The organism is Jeotgalicoccus psychrophilus DSM 19085 (assembly GCF_000425845.1).
GTDB lineage: Bacteria > Bacillota > Bacilli > Staphylococcales > Salinicoccaceae > Jeotgalicoccus > Jeotgalicoccus psychrophilus.
Map to the genome: position 1 here is coordinate 20,733 of NZ_AUEF01000009.1, position 15,827 is coordinate 36,559.

The following is a 15,827-nucleotide window of genomic DNA, read 5'->3' on the forward strand; positions in this document are numbered from 1 at the left end:
TCCGAACTTTTAGAACTCGTAATTCGTTTCCATATCCCATTCCTGAATTTTATAATCTCTCGCACCCAGCGAAATGTAGGGATCCTGCTCTGCGAGTGAAACCGCTGACGCCTCATCTTCAGCACGGTAAATAATAAGACCGCCTGAACCATCGGTGAAGCGCCCGTTCATCAGCACCGTGCCCGCATCTCTTTGACGTGTCAGAAAGTCCAGATGCTCCGGTCTATGTACACGTGATAATTCTTCATCTTTCATCGATAATAATACTGCGAAATACTTCATCACTTCATCTCCTTACCAGTAATATACACTAAATGAAAACAGACTGGAAACTCCAGCCTATTTCAGTGACTCTATACGCTCTGTTAAGATTTTGCTGATTTCTTCTTTACTCTGCTCTGCCGGTTTATAAGCAGTCAGGTGCTCGCCATTTATAAATACTGTCGGAACAATCTTCAGTCCGCGTTCATTAAAATCTTCGAGCACTGCCGCACCGCGTTCATACGCCGCAGTTTTTTCAGGTAGCCCCAATGTATCTTCACACATTTCGAGTGTTTTTCTGAAACTCTTCACCCAAGATTCCTGGGTCTGGAATAATTTCTTCATTGCGGCAAAACCTTCTACTGGATCATCGTGGTCGACATAGTTATTAGCAACAGTTCCGCGGAGCAGCTGCTCCTTCGTCCGGTCTACATGCTTAACTACAAATTTCACGTGACCGCTGTCTGTATACGGTTTAATCACTTCAGATGCAATTTCAAAAAACTTCGCACTGTACGGACACCCAAGATTCACAAAAGCTTCCACTTCAATCGATGCGTTCTCGAGCCCCACTGTTAAGTATTCTATATCAGCAGTATATCTGTTCTTCACAAAAACTCCCCCAATTTTTATTTCGCTTAGTACTAAACATACCCAAATTCACTGCTGCGCAATCTCATTAATAAAAGAGAACAGACACTTTCCCGGGCGGAAAGTGCCTGTTAAGGGGTTATATATTTTAAAACAGCTAAGCAAATTTAATTATCTTCTAAAATATCATTACTTCATTATCAATGTCAATATGTTTTCAGAAAATTCAGCATTTTTAATTTGCATCTAAATAATCATAAGCAAACTGGGTGAGTATCGCCGCCCCGTAATGCAGCGCATCTTCATCTACATTGAATTTCGGGTGGTGGTTCGGATACGCGGTATCTTCACCGCCATTTGTCCCCAGTCTGAAGAATACGCCGGGGACTTCACGTGCAAAGAAAGAGAAATCTTCGCCGCCCATGCTCGGATTAACATCGAGCAGCTGTCCTTCTCCGAGTATTTTATCGACTGTTGTTCTGAGTGTCGGAATTAAGGCCGGATCATTAAATACTGACGGATAGCCGTATGTGTATTCCAGCTCATATGACGCCCCCATCCCGCTCGTGATACCGTTTAAGTATTCATGCATTGTTTCTTTCACCTTCGGACGGAGTTCAGGATTTAACAAGCGGACTGTTCCTTCCAGTGTGACTTCAGGCGCAATGACATTTCTTGCAAAGCCCCCTTCAATTTTCCCTATCGTAAGCACAATATTTTCAAGCGGATCAATATTTCTGCTGACAATCTGCTGCAGAGACGCAATGACTGTTGAGGATATCGCTATCGGATCAATTGATAAATGAGGGTGCGCCGCGTGCCCGCCTTTACCGATAATTTTAATATCGAAAGAATCTGTACATGCTGTCGCAAATCCTTCTGTAATTGAAGTTTCCCCGCTTTTAATCGTCGGATGGACATGCAGTCCCGCTACAGCATCCACATCGGGATTTTTCAAAGCGCCTTCCTGCACCATAACATCAGCTCCGCCGTACCCTTCTTCCGCCGGCTGAAACAAGAGCTTGATGTTACCGCGTTCCGGCGGATTTTCACTGATGATATGAGCAGCTCCGAGCAGTATCGCTGTGTGAGCATCATGACCACAGAGATGACCCACACCGTCCACGGTTGATTTATATTCTGTCTCGCCTTCTTCCTGAATCGGCAGAGCATCCATATCGGCACGCAGAGCCACCGTCGGCCCTTCCGTTTTTCCTTTTAACGTCGCAACCAATCCTGTTTTCGCTACCGGGTACTCAATTTCAAAATTGAGTTTCTCCAGTTTTTCTTTTACAAATTCCGCTGTTTTGTATTCTTCAAATGATAATTCCGGGTGCCTATGCAAATGTCTGCGCCATTCGATGATTTTATCTTTTAATTCTTCTGCGTAAGGTAAACTAGTATGATTACTCAAATACTGCATCCCCTTTAATATTAATTTGATTTAAACCTACCTTAGGCGAATAATCATGTCAATCAATAGTCTGAATAATCTATTAAAAAGAACAGTTAGATTTACGCCTATACACCAATTCCAAGAACGAAGAGCCAGACTGGCAGAGCTATCAGGCTTAACAGCGTGGTGATAAAAGCCCCAAGGGAGACGGTGTCCGGTTTCGTATTATATGCCGCAGCAATCATCGTTGCATTCGCTGCGACCGGCATCGCGTTCAGTATGATAAAGACCAGTTTAAACGTATCGTCAATCGGCATGAATAAAGTCAGTACCATTGCAATGACGGGCGACACAACCATACGCATTGTCACAAGCCCTGTAACTTCAGTGATTCTACTGTGACCCATTTTCATTTCAGCGAGCTGCATACCTAATATCAGCATGACGATTGGAATCGATGCCGCACCGAGCATTTCAATAATTTCCATAAATGCCGGCGGGATTTCGAAGTTTATCAGCTGCAGTACAATCGCAATGACTACTGCATATATTACGGGTACACGCATAACGCTCCTTAGACCTTCACGCACGGTAATTGCTGCACCGTTGCCGTACGATGCTATAAAGATTCCAACCGTGCTGATAATAAATGTATGAATAACTGTCAGCATAATTGCATAATCAAATGCCGCGGCATTTATCGCAAACAGGACGACCGGTGCACCGTAGTTTCCGCTGTTTGGAAACAGCACGCCAAGCAGCATCGCACCGATTTCCGCTCTGCCGTATTTTAGAAATCTCGCAATCACTATAGTAATTGCTGTTAAAATCAGCATTAAAATTACCGAGAACAGCAGCGCATATAAAAATTCCCCGTCCAGCGGATTCGTATAAAATGTCGTAAAGGCCAGTGCGGGAAATAATATGTAAAGCGAGACGGATGACACAGATTTAATGTCCATTTTCAAAAGTTTTTGTGCGGTAAAGCCAATCACAAAACCAGGAATACAGGCACGACAATCATTAATAATGACAGCATTGGCATTCCCCTTCTATATACTATGTTTTATTTTATTCTATCATCACTGTCAAAATCAGCTGAAATTATAATAGAAATAATTTTATATTTATTTTAAATTTACACTATAAAATTTCATTGTAAGTTTTCACAATACATTACAGAACATGTGTAAAATCAAATTTTTCATATGTGAAAAACCGAGGGCAAACTGAAATATATTAATCGTTATGTTATAGTTATAAAGTATAAATTTGCTCAACTTTATAAAGTAAAGGAGACAACTATGTTAAGTATAAAGAATTTAACTAAGATTTACGGCGGCAATAAGACAGCCGTTAACGACATTTCTCTCGATATCGATGAAGGTGAATTTATCGCGTTTATCGGTACAAGCGGCAGCGGTAAAACGACTGCGCTTCGCATGATTAACCGGATGATTGAAGCGACTTCCGGCACGATTACAATAAACGGTGAAGATATTACAAAGAAAAATCCCGTGGAACTCCGCCGCAGCATCGGCTATGTAATTCAGCAGATTGGCCTCTTACCGCATATGACGATTAAAGAGAATATCACTTTAGTCCCGCGACTTTTAAAATGGTCCGACGAAGATAAAGATAAAAAAGCAAAAGAATTAATTAAGCTCGTCGATCTGCCGGAAGAATTTTTAGACCGCTATCCTTCTGAACTTTCAGGCGGACAGCAGCAGCGTATCGGTGTTGTCAGAGCACTCGCAGCCGAACAGGACATTATACTTATGGACGAACCTTTCGGGGCACTTGATCCAATTACACGCGATACATTACAGGACCTGGTTAAAGAACTTCAGCAGAAACTGGGCAAAACATTTATTTTTGTTACTCACGATATGGATGAAGCGATAAAACTCGCAGACAGAATTTGTATTATGAGCCACGGCGACATTATTCAGTTTGACACACCTGACGAAATTCTGCGCAATCCGGCAAATGACTTCGTCCGCGATTTTATCGGTGAAGGCCGCCTGATCCAAGACAGACCGAATATGCGTACTGTTGCAGATGCAATGATTACGCCCGTCAGCATTACTATCGACAAGTCTATTAACGATTGTATTGCACTGATGCGCGAAAAACGCATCGATACAATTCTTATTACCGACAGTCATAAAAAGCTGCTCGGCTTTATCGATATTGAAGACATTAACGATGGCTACCGTAAAGGTATGGATATCGTTGACTTAATGGGTCGCGATATTTACAAAATCGGCATCGATTCAAAACTCCAGGATTCTGTCCGCACGATTTTAAAACGTAACGTCAGAAACATTCCTGTAGTCGATGATAATAATACATTAATCGGCTTAATCACGCGCTCTAACTTAGTAGATATCGTGTACGACACAATCTGGGGCGAGGAGACGGCTGCTCCGGTTACGTCAGGAGCTGATGAAGTATGATGGAATTTTTAAGTGTAAACGGCTCAGAACTGCTCGTTAAAACCTGGGAACACTTTTACCTGTCAATTATTTCATTAATTATTGGTGTTCTGATCGCTGTGCCTTTAGGCATGTCGATTGCCAATACTAAAAAATTAAGTAACTATGTCCTAACTACTGCAGGCGTGCTGCAGACTGTACCGACACTCGCAGTGCTCGCGCTGATGATTCCGCTCTTTGGAGTCGGACGCGTACCGGCGATTATCGCGCTTAGCGCCTATATCCTCCTGCCAATTTTAAATAATACGATTATCGGTGTTAAAAACATTGATCCAAACGTCAGAGAAGCAGCGAAAAGTATGGGCATGACACGTATGCAGCTAATATGGAATGTCGAACTGCCGATCGCCATACCGCTGATTTTAAGCGGTATCAGATTATCATCGGTCTATGTCATTTCATGGGCAACACTGGCCAGCTACATCGGTGCCGGCGGTCTTGGAGACTTTGTTTTCAACGGATTGAACTCGTACCAGCCTGAACTGATTATCAGTGCTGCCGTTATGGTTACCCTGCTCGCACTCATTGCAGATTTTATTTTATCGCTGACAGAAAAATGGGCGACGCCAAAAGGTTTAAAAGTATCCCGATAGGAGGAGTATCATGAGACAAATGAAAAAATTATTAGCCGTCGTACTGGTATCTCTGACTGTCTTATCCGGGTGCAGCCTGCCCGGTCTCAGCAGCAGTTCCAGTGATGGTATTGCAATCACATCAATGACAACAACAGAATCACAGATTGTCTCTCACATGTCTCGCTTAATGATTGAACATTACAGCGACGGAGAAATCGAACCGACGATGATTAACAACCTCGGTTCATCAACAATTCAGCACAATGCACTGCTCTCAGGAGATGCACAGGTATCCGGTGTACGCTATACCGGCACTGAGCTTACCGGCGTGTTAGACAAAGACCCCGAAAGCGATCCTGATGTTGCACTGGAACAGACACAGAAAGCTTTTGATGAAGATTTCGATATGAAATTTTACGACTCTTACGGTTTCGATAACACGTATGCCTTTATGGTAACGCGTGAAACTGCTGAAGAATACGATCTTGAAACGACATCAGATTTAGCCGACTACACGGATGAATTCGCAGTCGGCGTTGATACTTCATGGTTCAATCGCCCAGGTGACGGTTATCCTGCATTCCAGGAAGCATACGGCTTCGAGTTCGACAATATCCGTGCGATGCAGATCAGTCTTGTATATGAAGCATTAAACACTGGCAGTCTGGACCTTGCACTCGGCTATACTACTGACGGCCGTATCCCCGCATATGATTTAGTTGTCCTGGAAGATGATTTACAGTTCTTCCCGCCGTATGATGCGTCACCATTTGCGACACATGAAATAATTGAAGAATATCCGGAAATTGACGATGCGCTATCTCGTCTGGTCGGCACAGTTTCAACAGAGACAATGCAGAATTTAAACTACCGTTCCGATGAAGAAGGCATTGAGCCTGCGCTCGTTGCGGAAGAATTTTTAGAAGAACACAACTACTTTGAAGAGGAAGGTGAATAATATGACAGGTAATTTATTAACAGATTTATATAATTATTTCGTCAACAACTTCGCCTACCTGCTGAGCCTGTTTACAGACCACCTGCTGATGAGTATTTACGGCGTGCTTTTTGCAGCAATCGTCGGTATTCCGATTGGGATTTTTATCGCGCGTTATGCGAAACTCTCAGGTGTTGTGATTACACTTGCGAATATTATCCAGACGATTCCCGCCCTCGCGATGCTGTCGATTTTAATGCTCGTTATGGGACTTGGTACAAATACGGTTATTCTGACGGTATTTCTGTACGCACTCCTGCCGATTATTAAAAATACTTACTCAGGTATTACAGGTGTCGATAAAAATATTACCGACGCCGGGAAAAGTATGGGCATGACGCGCAACCAGGTACTGCGCATGATCGAGCTGCCGCTTGCACTGTCAGTGATTATCGGCGGACTCCGTATCGCTCTAGTCGTTGCCATCGGTATTGTTGCTATCGGTTCATTCATTGGTGCCCCGACGCTGTCTGATTTAATTATCCGCGGTACGAATGCAACTGACGGCACGGTATATATTTTGGCCGGTGCAATTCCAATCGCATTAATCGCGATTATGATCGACTTTGCGCTCCGCTTTCTGGAACGCAAACTCGATCCGACTTATAACCCGGACGATAAAACACCGAAAGCCCAAACGGTTAACGATTAACATCTTTTCAGTCCTGCCGTTTTGGCGGGGCTGTTTTTTATTAACTTATAAAAGGAGATTATCAGATGGCTTTAATGCGAATTAATTTTTTCTCGGAAGCACTCGGTAAACATCATCACTTTAATTTAATACTGCCGGAGCAGCAAGAACATTATGATATTAGTGAGGTACCTTCCCACTTGCCGTCAGTGATGATACTTCACGGTTTATCGAGCGATAACAATTCATATTTACGGTTTACGAATGTTGAACGCTACGCAAATGAACACAATATCGCAGTCATTTTACCGGATGGCGACCACAGTTTCTATGCTAATATGCTGTACGGTCACAGCTATGCCGATCATATTATGGAAGTGTGGCGCTACGCCCACCAGGTATTCCCCTTGTCAAAAGAGCGGAAAGATAACTTTTTAGCCGGTCATTCCATGGGCGGTTTCGGAGTCATTAAAACAGCATTTGAGCAAGCTGAGCTCTTCGGGAAAGCATGCTTTATGTCCAGTGCGACTGACATCGAACGGCTGTTAAACTACGACTGGCCGGATTTTAAAATGTACGGTATCATCGGTGACGTTACAACAACAGCCGGCACTTCTCTAGATATTAAAAAGATTGTTAAAAATGGAATTGATGCAGCTGGAATTAAGGAACTTCCTGAGTTATACATGATGTGCGGCACTGAAGATTTCATATATAGCGATAACGTGGAGTTCAAAAAGTTTCTTGACTCTAAAGGTATTTCATTTAAATACGAGGAAGGTCCCGGGGAACACGACTACGCATACTGGGATCAAGGTATCCTGAAAGCGATACAGTGGATGACGAAAAATGAGCAAGGCTGAAATCAGCCTTGCTCATTTTTTTATTATACGTTGGGTCCGTAGAGTCGTTTTGAGTCATCTATCTGTTCTCCGGCAAGCAGTTTATCGAGTGTTGATTTCCAGCTTGGCGGCGTATATTCAGAATCCCGCAGATTCTCCATCAGACCAATATTTCCACGATTATGGTACAGAACTTCGTTCATCCGGGCAATCGTCCATTCCGGACATGGTCGTTCGATCAATTTAAATGTATCGCCGGCTTGGATATTACCTTCTTTAAGCACACGGAAATACCAGCCGGTACGGCCTGTATCTTCAATTTTCTTCGCTAAATCGATATCCTGATGACGGCGTGCCGGTTTCCAGCACGGCCGGCGCGGCTGCGATACTTGAATTACTGCTTCACCAAGTTCGTATATATCGCCGATGTGCACAGTCGTTTCATCCATATGCATGACCGCAATATTTTCACCGTTGCCTCCGGCTTTAATATCCGGATTGCCGAGCTCGCGCTGCCATTTATCGTAATGAGCCAGACTGTACGCAAATAATGCTTTTTCAGCGCCGCCGTGATTTTTCTTATCTGCACATTCATCGCCTTTCAGCCCTTCTTCAGATAAAAATATAGGCTCATCTGTCTCACTTTTAAACGCGCCGGTTTTCCACTGCTGATCCATTTTACTCTTTGCTTCAGGATTTCCAATAGTCTTTACTCTGCCTTTGTAAAGTGTATGAATTTTTCCGTAGATCGACATCACGCATCATTCCTTTTCGAATCGATTAGTCAGACGGCCGAGCGATTCAATTTCAACCGTAACTGTGTCACCGTCTTTAATCCATGGTTTATCAGCGGTTTTATAACCTGACGCCACGCCTTCAGGTGTCCCTGTTAAAATAATATCACCAGGTTTCAAGGTCATATATTGCGAAATATGACTGACCAGCCCCCTGCTCTTAAACACCATATCATTCGTATTCGAATCCTGGCGCAGCTCGTCATTTACATACGTCTTTATACGTAATTTGTGCGGCTCACCGATTTCTCCTAATGTCGCGATATATGGACCAACCGGACAGAAACCATCATATGTTTTCCCCGCCAGCCACTGGCTCGTCTCAAATTGTGAGCTTCTTTCGGATACATCATTCGCATTCGCATAGCCGAATATGTAATCCATCGCATCTTCCCGGTTAATATTGCGGCCTTCTTTACCGATAATAATCGCGAGCTCGCCCTCGTAATCAATCATATATTTATCCTGCGGTATTTTTATCGTACTGTTATGCGCAGCCAACGTATTATTAAACTTTGAAAAAATAATTGGCGTTTCCGGAATTTCTATTTTCATTTCTTCCGCATGGCGCTTATAATTCACTCCGATACAAATAATCTTTTCCGGATTCGGCACGACCGGTCCAAGCTCGAGTTCGTCGATACGCTTCAGTTCGATATACTCCGCTTCCAGATAAAATTCAATCAAAGCCTCTGCCTTTTCTTTGTTCGCCATGACATCCTGCAGCGTTTCAAAATCCTCGGAAATATCCAGTACACCTTTAGATGTCAGCACACCAAGATGATATTTTCCGGTTGTTTCATCTACAAAAGTCAGTAATTTCATGTCAATTTCGCCCCATTTCTGATTGCCTTATCTATCTATCATACCCTTTTAACCAAAAACGATAAACTCCTTTGAAATATTGCAGATAGAGAATGATATAATTACGTTAAGTTATCTTTAGGAGGAAATTTCATGAGCGCTTATGTAGCAGAAAAAGAAATACAAATATTATATGCCGATACCGACATGATGGGAGTTATTTATCACGGCAACTATATAAAATGGCTGGAACTCGGACGCATGCAGCTGATTGAAGATATCGGCTATGATTATTTAAAATTGGAACGTGAAGGATATCTAGCCCCTGTCCATAACGTCAACATTACATACGCGAAATCTCTTAAGTACGGAGATCGCGCATTCGTCCGCACATGGGTGGAAGAAAATACAGGTGTCCGTACAGTCTACGGCTTTGAAATCGTCAACGGAGACGGCGAAGTCTGCACACACGGTACAACAACACTGATTGTTGTTAAAAAAGTAGACGGCGAATTCCAGCCCGTCATTTTCAAGCGCGTTTTTCCGGAATGGTACGCCAAATACGAAGAAATCAAAGTTAAAAAATAATATTTATTTGGGAACGCGCCTGGCGGCGCGTTTTTTTGTTTGGATTAGGTCGGATGTTTATCATAATCGTGCTCGGTGGCGCGCAATCCTTTGTTCTGTGCCACTGTAGTTTCTCGGTGGCGCGCAATCCCTTGTTCTGTGCCACCGTCGTTTTTCGGTGGCGCGCAATCCCTTGTTCTGTGCCACCGTCGTTTTTCGGTGGCGCGCAATCCCCTGTTCTGTGTCACCGTCGTTTTTCGGTGGCGCGCAATCTAAATTTTAGTCAGATGATTCTTGTATCTTCTAATATATTCCTGGTTTCCAACCACATCTTCATAAGTACCGTAATTAAATTCATAATAGCTCGCCGTACTCATCTCGAAACGAGTACAATATTTACCCAGCATTCTCACAACCGTGCGCGGGCTTAGTCTATAATCGATAAACTCCAAAAATCGTTTCCTTGTCAGTTTTTCATTCATAAACAAAACAGTATAATCACTCAATGCCCGAATGATGTGATATTCTTTCGTTTCTTTAGACCCGCATGAAGTACAAAAGAAGTGATATGATAATTTCTCAACCTCAAAACTCCCGCAGTTTCCGCAATATAATCCTTTACGCACCGCTTCAAAATCCGCACTTTTATCAAAATATGGATTATCGATAATATGTGCCGAAATCGCGTCCACAATACCTTCTGCGTATCGTCCTGCATAATCATTTTTAAACTGCTTTAAATAATCCCGCAGCTCCGACCGCATCACCAGCTTTTTCCGCACTTCCTGATTATCGCAGTTCAATCGGAAATCAATATGCGGAAACACAACTTTCCCTGATATCTCGAAATTCAGCCGGTGAATGTACTGAAGCCTGAGCAGTTTGTTCATCGCACGCTTCAGCTGAGACGGCGGATCATCAGGCACTTCAAAATTCCCGGCAAACCATTTTTCCTTTTCCACACGATAAAAACCCGAGTAGTTTTTAATCTCATTAACTGTAATCCCCGCATCGCTCACGATTAACGCATCGTACTGTGCAAAACTATCTTCAATCCCTAAATAAATATCGCGGAACACAAAAACAGAACCGTGCCCAACATCATCAAATACTTCATCGTAAATACCTTCGCCAGCAAACCCGCGTTCCAGCACCGATAATTTTTTCGCATCTTCACCGTTCAGCTGGCACCGAAAACTTAATGCTCTGTAATACGCGAGTTCTTTACTGATTTTCCGTTCCGATATAATCATGAGTTCCTCCTTATAAAAAAGTCCCTTCATACTATATATACGGAAAATCAGCGATTTATTTTTATTTCGTACAGGTTAATTTATAAACCTGTAAATACTGAAATAATTCCCGCCAAAATGGAAAAAACCGCCCGAAGGCGGTCCATGATCATTAAATCTCTATAATCTGCAGCGCATCGCGCATTTCATGCACGATATCTTTCGTCCGCCACTCGCGTTTATAGCCGAGACATGCACAGAGATAATCCGTGCCGCCTTCACTGACCTGATGTCTAAAATGAATATGTCCCATAATGCTGTAGCGGATATCGTAGTCTTCGTAAAACTGATCGAAGTCCGATGTGCCGATGAAGGCGTTATAATAATCGAAAAGACGGTTCGGCATGGGCACCCGGAACGTTTTGTGCGTGACAACGTGCGTCATTAGAATAATCTTCTTATCCCGCACTGCTTCCAAATCGGCCGCGGCGCGTGCCGCCATCAACTTAGATACTTCCGGATCCGTCATACCCCAATTTATTTTTACTTTATCCTGCCACGTGCCGCCGTAAAATTCCCGCTGACTTAAACGTTCCTGAGAAAAACGGTCGCTCGCATACGTATAATCGTACCAGGCCGGATTCATTACAAGTGCCCAGTCATCACCGAGATCAATCGGCGAACCTTCTTTAAAGTACTTCGTATCCTTAAAGTATTCATATATTTCCCGGGTACTTTTCTGATCCCCGCTGAAGTTCCAAAAATCGTGATTGCCGGGCACGAAATAAATCGTCACACCGGTCATCTGCTCGAGTTCCTGCATAAAGCGGTACGAACGGACATGGTCGTTTGAAATATCGCCGGCAATCAGCAGCATGTCGAGCGCCGCTCTCGACACTTCATTTGCAAGCGTGAGAGAAAAGTCTTTCTGCTTCAAAGTCTCGCTGTTGTAGCGATCGATATGCAAATCTGAAATAACTCCAATTTTCATTACTCATTCGCTCCCGCATCAATTTATTTATTCAATGCTACCACAACTTTTATCCTTCATAAAAAGTTCCGCTTCACGCTACTTATCTTTCACACTGACTTTTGGAATGACAACCATTGCGAAGACAAATGCCGCTATTAAGAGAACAACGTTAACGATAAACGCCGCGCTCCCCGCTGCTGCGACTGAAACTGTGTTCGACAGTGCCGAGTAAACTGCGACGATAATCGCAATACCGAATGCCCCGCCGAGCGTCGATGCCATTTTGAAAATCGCAGACGCAACGCCGACTTTATTTTTCGGCGTCGTTGACACGGCCGTATCGAGCGCTGGTGTCGCAAACAGACCAATACCGATACCGAAAAATCCGAATCCAATCAGGCTTGAAACAATATATGCAGTACTGCCTAAGAATGTTAGAGACAGCATAATTAACCCGGCACCTAAGAGTAACGGTGCAGACACAAGCGCAGGTTTCGGCCCGAGTTTAGCGATGCTTTTCTCTCCGATTTTAATGGCAATGAGCATCGTTAAAATATAAGGAATCGTTATAAGCCCAGCTGAAAATGCAGTCATACCAAGTCCCTGCTGCGTATAAATATTGAATAATGCGAGCGAACCGACCGCTGTATTTAACAGGAAGTTCGTTACGACAGTGCCTAAAAATGCTTTATTCGAAAACAGAGTTAAATCGAGAAACGGCGCATGTTTTCGCTGTTCTACAATAACAAAAACAATCAGTCCGATAACGAACACCGCTATCAGCAGAATCGATGTAAGACTGCCCCACCCGAGCACCTCTCCCTGCGTAATAAAAATACTGATTGCACCGATCATCACAACGAAAATAGATAAGCCTGCAAAGTCGAATTCAATCGGCCCGCGGTTTTTATCTTGTACGTCTTTAATGTTTTCAAGTAAAAATAAAGCGATAACCGACAATACAATCGACACGATAAAAATCCACTGCCATGCAACGAATGTTGCCATCGTTCCTGCGAAAAGTGATGCAAGACCGGTACCGCCGAATGCACCGAGCGACCAGTAACTGAGCGCTTTGCGGCGCTGCTCGCCTTCAAATATGTTATTAAAAATTGAAATAGTTGCCGGCATAATCATTGCTGCCGAGAAGCCCTAAACAATACGTCCGATAATTAAAAATGATGTATGGAATGGCAGAATAATAATGATTGACCCGATAATACTTAAGAAAATACCGATATAAGTAATCTTCGTATAGCCAATCTTATCTGCGATGTTTCCTGCTGCGACCATGAAAATCCCGGTAATCAGCGATGTTAAACTGACAGACAGGTTAATAATACTGCGGCTCGTCGTGCTGTAAGTTGCTTGAACTTCAGGTGCAATGTTTAAAAATGCTTGGGCAAACAGCCCGTAAGTCAGGATGGATAAAATAACACCCAGTATTACCTTATTAGGGGTTTGCGCTTTCATAATTGTCTGAGACAAAATTCTCATCTCTGTTTTTGTTAGCTTCCCGTCCATTATAAATGAAAACGCTTAAAATTATTTGCTGGAACATTGAAAGTCACAAAAAAGTCATTCTGATTAAAAAAATGCCGCCGAACCCGGCAGCACCTAATCAATTATTAATCATCATCTTCAATTTCGCTGTCTTCTTCATCATCGTCGTCGGAATCGTCGAGCATATCGTCTTCCATATCAGACTCTTCGACGCCCGTTTCTTCAACGCCTGTGTCTTCATCTTCTGTATCCTCGCCGCATGCCGCAAGTGCGAGTACTGCGAGCATTGTTGAAACAACTGCGAATTTCTTCATAAGTCCGATCACTCCTAATTTCTGAATTAATATGTATATACCCATGATTTGATGATTTAACACCGCAGAACTATAAGAAATTGCCGCAGGTTAAACACCCGCGGCAATATAATATTCATTTTTATTTAAGCGCCATCGTCTTCAGTTTCTGTACTTTCTGTATCTGTTTCAGTCTCTGTACCTTCCGTGCCTGTTTCTTCAGTTTCTGTTTCAGTACCTTCTTCTTCTGTTCCTCCTCCGCATGCTGCAAGTGCTAATACGCCTACAAGTGATCCGACAGTTAAAAGTTTCTTCATCTAAAGTTCCAGCTCCTTAAAAAGTATAGTAGATTCCAGACTGATCATTGATGTTACTGTCACCATACCTCAGATAAAACATCTATATGCATAATTTACCGAGCCTTAACAATTTCGAAAACTTATGCAAAATCATAACCAGTCATCACTTAAACTGAATTGGCCACTCTTCTTTTGTCTCACACATATCCCAAAACATGTACTCATACAGACTTGTTTTCACGACGATTTCTTCAAGCTGGATTAATTCGCGCTCCGGTTTCCCATCAGCCAGTTCGTTCAGCAGCGTCATCGCGGTACCGTTTAACTCGCTGAAATCCTCTCCCGAATATGTTTCAACCCACTGCTTATAAGGATTATTCTCCTGTTTCGGATATTTATCCGCCAAAGCCCTGCCAATATAATTGTAGCTCCACGCGCAGGCCAGAAGGCACGCAGCCACAGACGCCGCATCACCCCGCTGTGCATGATTCAGCATATAGCTCGTGTAAGCCGTGTTTACAGCAGAAGATTCCGTCCTAAGCAATTCGCTCTCTTCAATACCGAACTCCGCAGCATATTTTCGGTGCAATTGCATCTCGCCAAACAGCGTCCCGTGCAGCATTTCAGAAAACATATTCATCGTTTGTAAATCCGGCGCCTTCTCGGCACCAATGGCCATCAATCTTGAATACTCGATTAAATACACATAATCCTGCTTCAGCCAATGCTGAAACTTTTCGAGCTCGAGCGTCCCGTCACCAAGCCCTGTAACAAACGGATGACGAAGATAGCCATTCCAAATATCTTCCACACTGTTCCATAGTCTGTCAGTAAACTTCATTATATTATCCCCTTTTCTTTTCAGCTGAAGACGATAAAAACCCGAACCTCATGAGAAGGTCCGGGCTGAAATTTTATACATATATCAGCTCAGACTTCCCTGCGCAGGTACTAACCTACAGGTTCGAAGGGTCGATATTATCTCTCAGCACTTTCAGTGCGCCCCCAGCCGTTTATATTTTTTTTACACTTCTACTGTACTACAGTTTAAAAGCTTTTACTCAGGGAATTAATAAATTGTATATAATTTTAAGGAGGAATAATGAATGGCTCACGAACAGCATCAGCAATTACTTAAAACACTGCACGAATGTATGGAAGCGTGCAATCGTTGTTTCGACGCGTGCCTAAAAGAAACGGACGTAAAAATGATGGCAGACTGTATCAGACTTGACCGTGAATGTGCAGACATGTGCGCACATTTAGAACAGGCAATTACGAGAAATTCAGCGTTTGTTAAAGAACTTGCAGGTGTATGTGCGACGATTTGTGAAGCTTGCGGCACTGAGTGTGAGAAACACGACCACGATCACTGCCAGCAATGTGCGAAAGCATGTTTTGAATGTGCAGAAGCATGTAAAGCAGCAGCGTAAAATAAGAAAAAAGACAGGCATAAAATTTCTGCCTGTCTTTTTTTATGTACGGACGGTCCTAAAGGCAAAACTTTCCGTCCTGAAGTTTTTGGGAAATCCCCGTCGAAATCAGATCATCAGCACGATTGTATTTCGTGT

19 protein-coding genes, 1 pseudogene and 1 riboswitch are annotated in these 15,827 nt (G+C 43.1%); of the genes and pseudogenes, 7 read left to right on the top strand and 13 right to left on the bottom strand.

The window, feature by feature from the left end; all coding sequences use genetic code 11:
* Positions 1–9 precede the first annotated feature (9 nt).
* The 4 genes from H625_RS0104530 to H625_RS12545 form a co-directional block, all read right to left on the bottom strand.
* The gene (locus H625_RS0104530; RefSeq protein WP_026858862.1) at positions 10–282 is read right to left on the bottom strand and encodes a YciI family protein; all 273 of its coding nucleotides are present in this window, start codon (positions 280–282) and stop codon (positions 10–12) included.
* Between the two features lie 57 nt (positions 283–339).
* Positions 340–873, bottom strand: coding sequence for a thioredoxin domain-containing protein (locus H625_RS0104535; RefSeq protein ID WP_026858863.1), 534 nt, complete (start codon positions 871–873; stop codon positions 340–342).
* A gap of 214 nt (positions 874–1,087) precedes the next feature.
* Complete coding sequence (locus H625_RS0104540) at positions 1,088–2,266, bottom strand: M20 metallopeptidase family protein (RefSeq protein WP_026858864.1); 1,179 nt, start codon at positions 2,264–2,266, stop codon at positions 1,088–1,090.
* Between the two features lie 107 nt (positions 2,267–2,373).
* Positions 2,374–3,210: an AEC family transporter gene (locus tag H625_RS12545; RefSeq protein ID WP_245573098.1), complete on the bottom strand. Its 837-nt coding sequence runs from the start codon at positions 3,208–3,210 to the stop codon at positions 2,374–2,376.
* A 342-nt stretch (positions 3,211–3,552) separates the two neighbouring features.
* Here H625_RS12545 and H625_RS12550 point away from each other — a divergent pair, with 342 nt between their 5' ends.
* From H625_RS12550 to H625_RS0104570, 5 genes are all read left to right on the top strand, one after another.
* Positions 3,553–4,707 carry a betaine/proline/choline family ABC transporter ATP-binding protein gene (locus H625_RS12550; RefSeq protein WP_051238971.1) on the top strand — a complete coding sequence of 385 codons (1,155 nt, stop codon included), beginning with the start codon at positions 3,553–3,555 and terminating at the stop codon, positions 4,705–4,707.
* Positions 4,704–5,339: an ABC transporter permease gene (locus H625_RS0104555; protein WP_026858865.1), complete on the top strand. Its 636-nt coding sequence runs from the start codon at positions 4,704–4,706 to the stop codon at positions 5,337–5,339. Before H625_RS12550 ends, H625_RS0104555 begins: the two co-directional genes overlap by 4 nt.
* Positions 5,340–5,349: 10 nt before the next feature.
* Positions 5,350–6,279 (top strand): osmoprotectant ABC transporter substrate-binding protein, encoded by a 930-nt coding sequence (locus H625_RS0104560; RefSeq protein ID WP_026858866.1) that lies wholly within the window; start codon positions 5,350–5,352, stop codon positions 6,277–6,279.
* A 1-nt stretch (position 6,280) separates the two neighbouring features.
* Positions 6,281–6,970: an ABC transporter permease gene (locus tag H625_RS0104565; RefSeq protein ID WP_026858867.1), complete on the top strand. Its 690-nt coding sequence runs from the start codon at positions 6,281–6,283 to the stop codon at positions 6,968–6,970.
* 65 nt (positions 6,971–7,035) lie between these two features.
* Positions 7,036–7,812: an alpha/beta hydrolase gene (locus H625_RS0104570; protein WP_026858868.1), complete on the top strand. Its 777-nt coding sequence runs from the start codon at positions 7,036–7,038 to the stop codon at positions 7,810–7,812.
* A 23-nt stretch (positions 7,813–7,835) separates the two neighbouring features.
* Here H625_RS0104570 and H625_RS0104575 read toward each other — a convergent pair whose 3' ends face one another.
* Both H625_RS0104575 and H625_RS0104580 read right to left on the bottom strand, forming a co-directional pair.
* Complete coding sequence (locus tag H625_RS0104575) at positions 7,836–8,546, bottom strand: MOSC domain-containing protein (RefSeq protein ID WP_026858869.1); 711 nt, start codon at positions 8,544–8,546, stop codon at positions 7,836–7,838.
* Positions 8,547–8,552: 6 nt separating this feature from the next.
* A complete protein-coding gene (locus H625_RS0104580; protein ID WP_026858870.1) occupies positions 8,553–9,410 on the bottom strand; it encodes a fumarylacetoacetate hydrolase family protein in 858 nt (285 codons plus the stop codon).
* Positions 9,411–9,542: 132 nt separating this feature from the next.
* On the opposite strand from H625_RS0104580, the gene H625_RS0104585 reads away from it, so the two are divergent.
* Positions 9,543–9,977, top strand: coding sequence for an acyl-CoA thioesterase (locus H625_RS0104585; RefSeq protein WP_026858871.1), 435 nt, complete (start codon positions 9,543–9,545; stop codon positions 9,975–9,977).
* Positions 9,978–10,228: 251 nt separating this feature from the next.
* On the opposite strand, the gene H625_RS0104590 is transcribed toward H625_RS0104585, so the two are convergent.
* The 7 genes and pseudogenes from H625_RS0104590 to tenA all read right to left on the bottom strand — a co-directional run bounded on the left by H625_RS0104590 (position 10,229) and on the right by tenA (position 15,097).
* Positions 10,229–11,209 carry a nuclease-related domain-containing protein gene (locus H625_RS0104590; RefSeq protein ID WP_026858872.1) on the bottom strand — a complete coding sequence of 327 codons (981 nt, stop codon included), beginning with the start codon at positions 11,207–11,209 and terminating at the stop codon, positions 10,229–10,231.
* Between the two features lie 151 nt (positions 11,210–11,360).
* Positions 11,361–12,179, bottom strand: a complete 819-nt coding sequence (locus tag H625_RS0104595; RefSeq protein WP_026858873.1) for a metallophosphoesterase — start codon at positions 12,177–12,179, stop codon at positions 11,361–11,363.
* Positions 12,180–12,257: 78 nt separating this feature from the next.
* Positions 12,258–13,301: pseudogene (locus tag H625_RS12555) on the bottom strand (MFS transporter); the annotation flags it as partial.
* A gap of 12 nt (positions 13,302–13,313) precedes the next feature.
* Entirely contained in the window at positions 13,314–13,658 is a 345-nt protein-coding gene (locus tag H625_RS13865) for an MFS transporter (RefSeq protein ID WP_245573100.1), read from the bottom strand.
* A gap of 131 nt (positions 13,659–13,789) precedes the next feature.
* The gene (locus H625_RS12560) at positions 13,790–13,978 is read right to left on the bottom strand and encodes a hypothetical protein (protein ID WP_035785199.1); all 189 of its coding nucleotides are present in this window, start codon (positions 13,976–13,978) and stop codon (positions 13,790–13,792) included.
* Between the two features lie 125 nt (positions 13,979–14,103).
* Positions 14,104–14,274 (bottom strand): hypothetical protein, encoded by a 171-nt coding sequence (locus H625_RS13570; RefSeq protein ID WP_156897183.1) that lies wholly within the window; start codon positions 14,272–14,274, stop codon positions 14,104–14,106.
* A 145-nt stretch (positions 14,275–14,419) separates the two neighbouring features.
* The gene (gene tenA, locus H625_RS0104615; protein WP_026858874.1) at positions 14,420–15,097 is read right to left on the bottom strand and encodes a thiaminase II; all 678 of its coding nucleotides are present in this window, start codon (positions 15,095–15,097) and stop codon (positions 14,420–14,422) included.
* 79 nt (positions 15,098–15,176) lie between these two features.
* Positions 15,177–15,273, bottom strand: a riboswitch (TPP riboswitch).
* 89 nt (positions 15,274–15,362) lie between these two features.
* Between tenA and H625_RS0104620 the strand changes: the two genes are divergently transcribed.
* The gene (locus H625_RS0104620; protein ID WP_026858875.1) at positions 15,363–15,689 is read left to right on the top strand and encodes a four-helix bundle copper-binding protein; all 327 of its coding nucleotides are present in this window, start codon (positions 15,363–15,365) and stop codon (positions 15,687–15,689) included.
* The last annotated feature ends 138 nt before the right edge of the window (positions 15,690–15,827 follow it).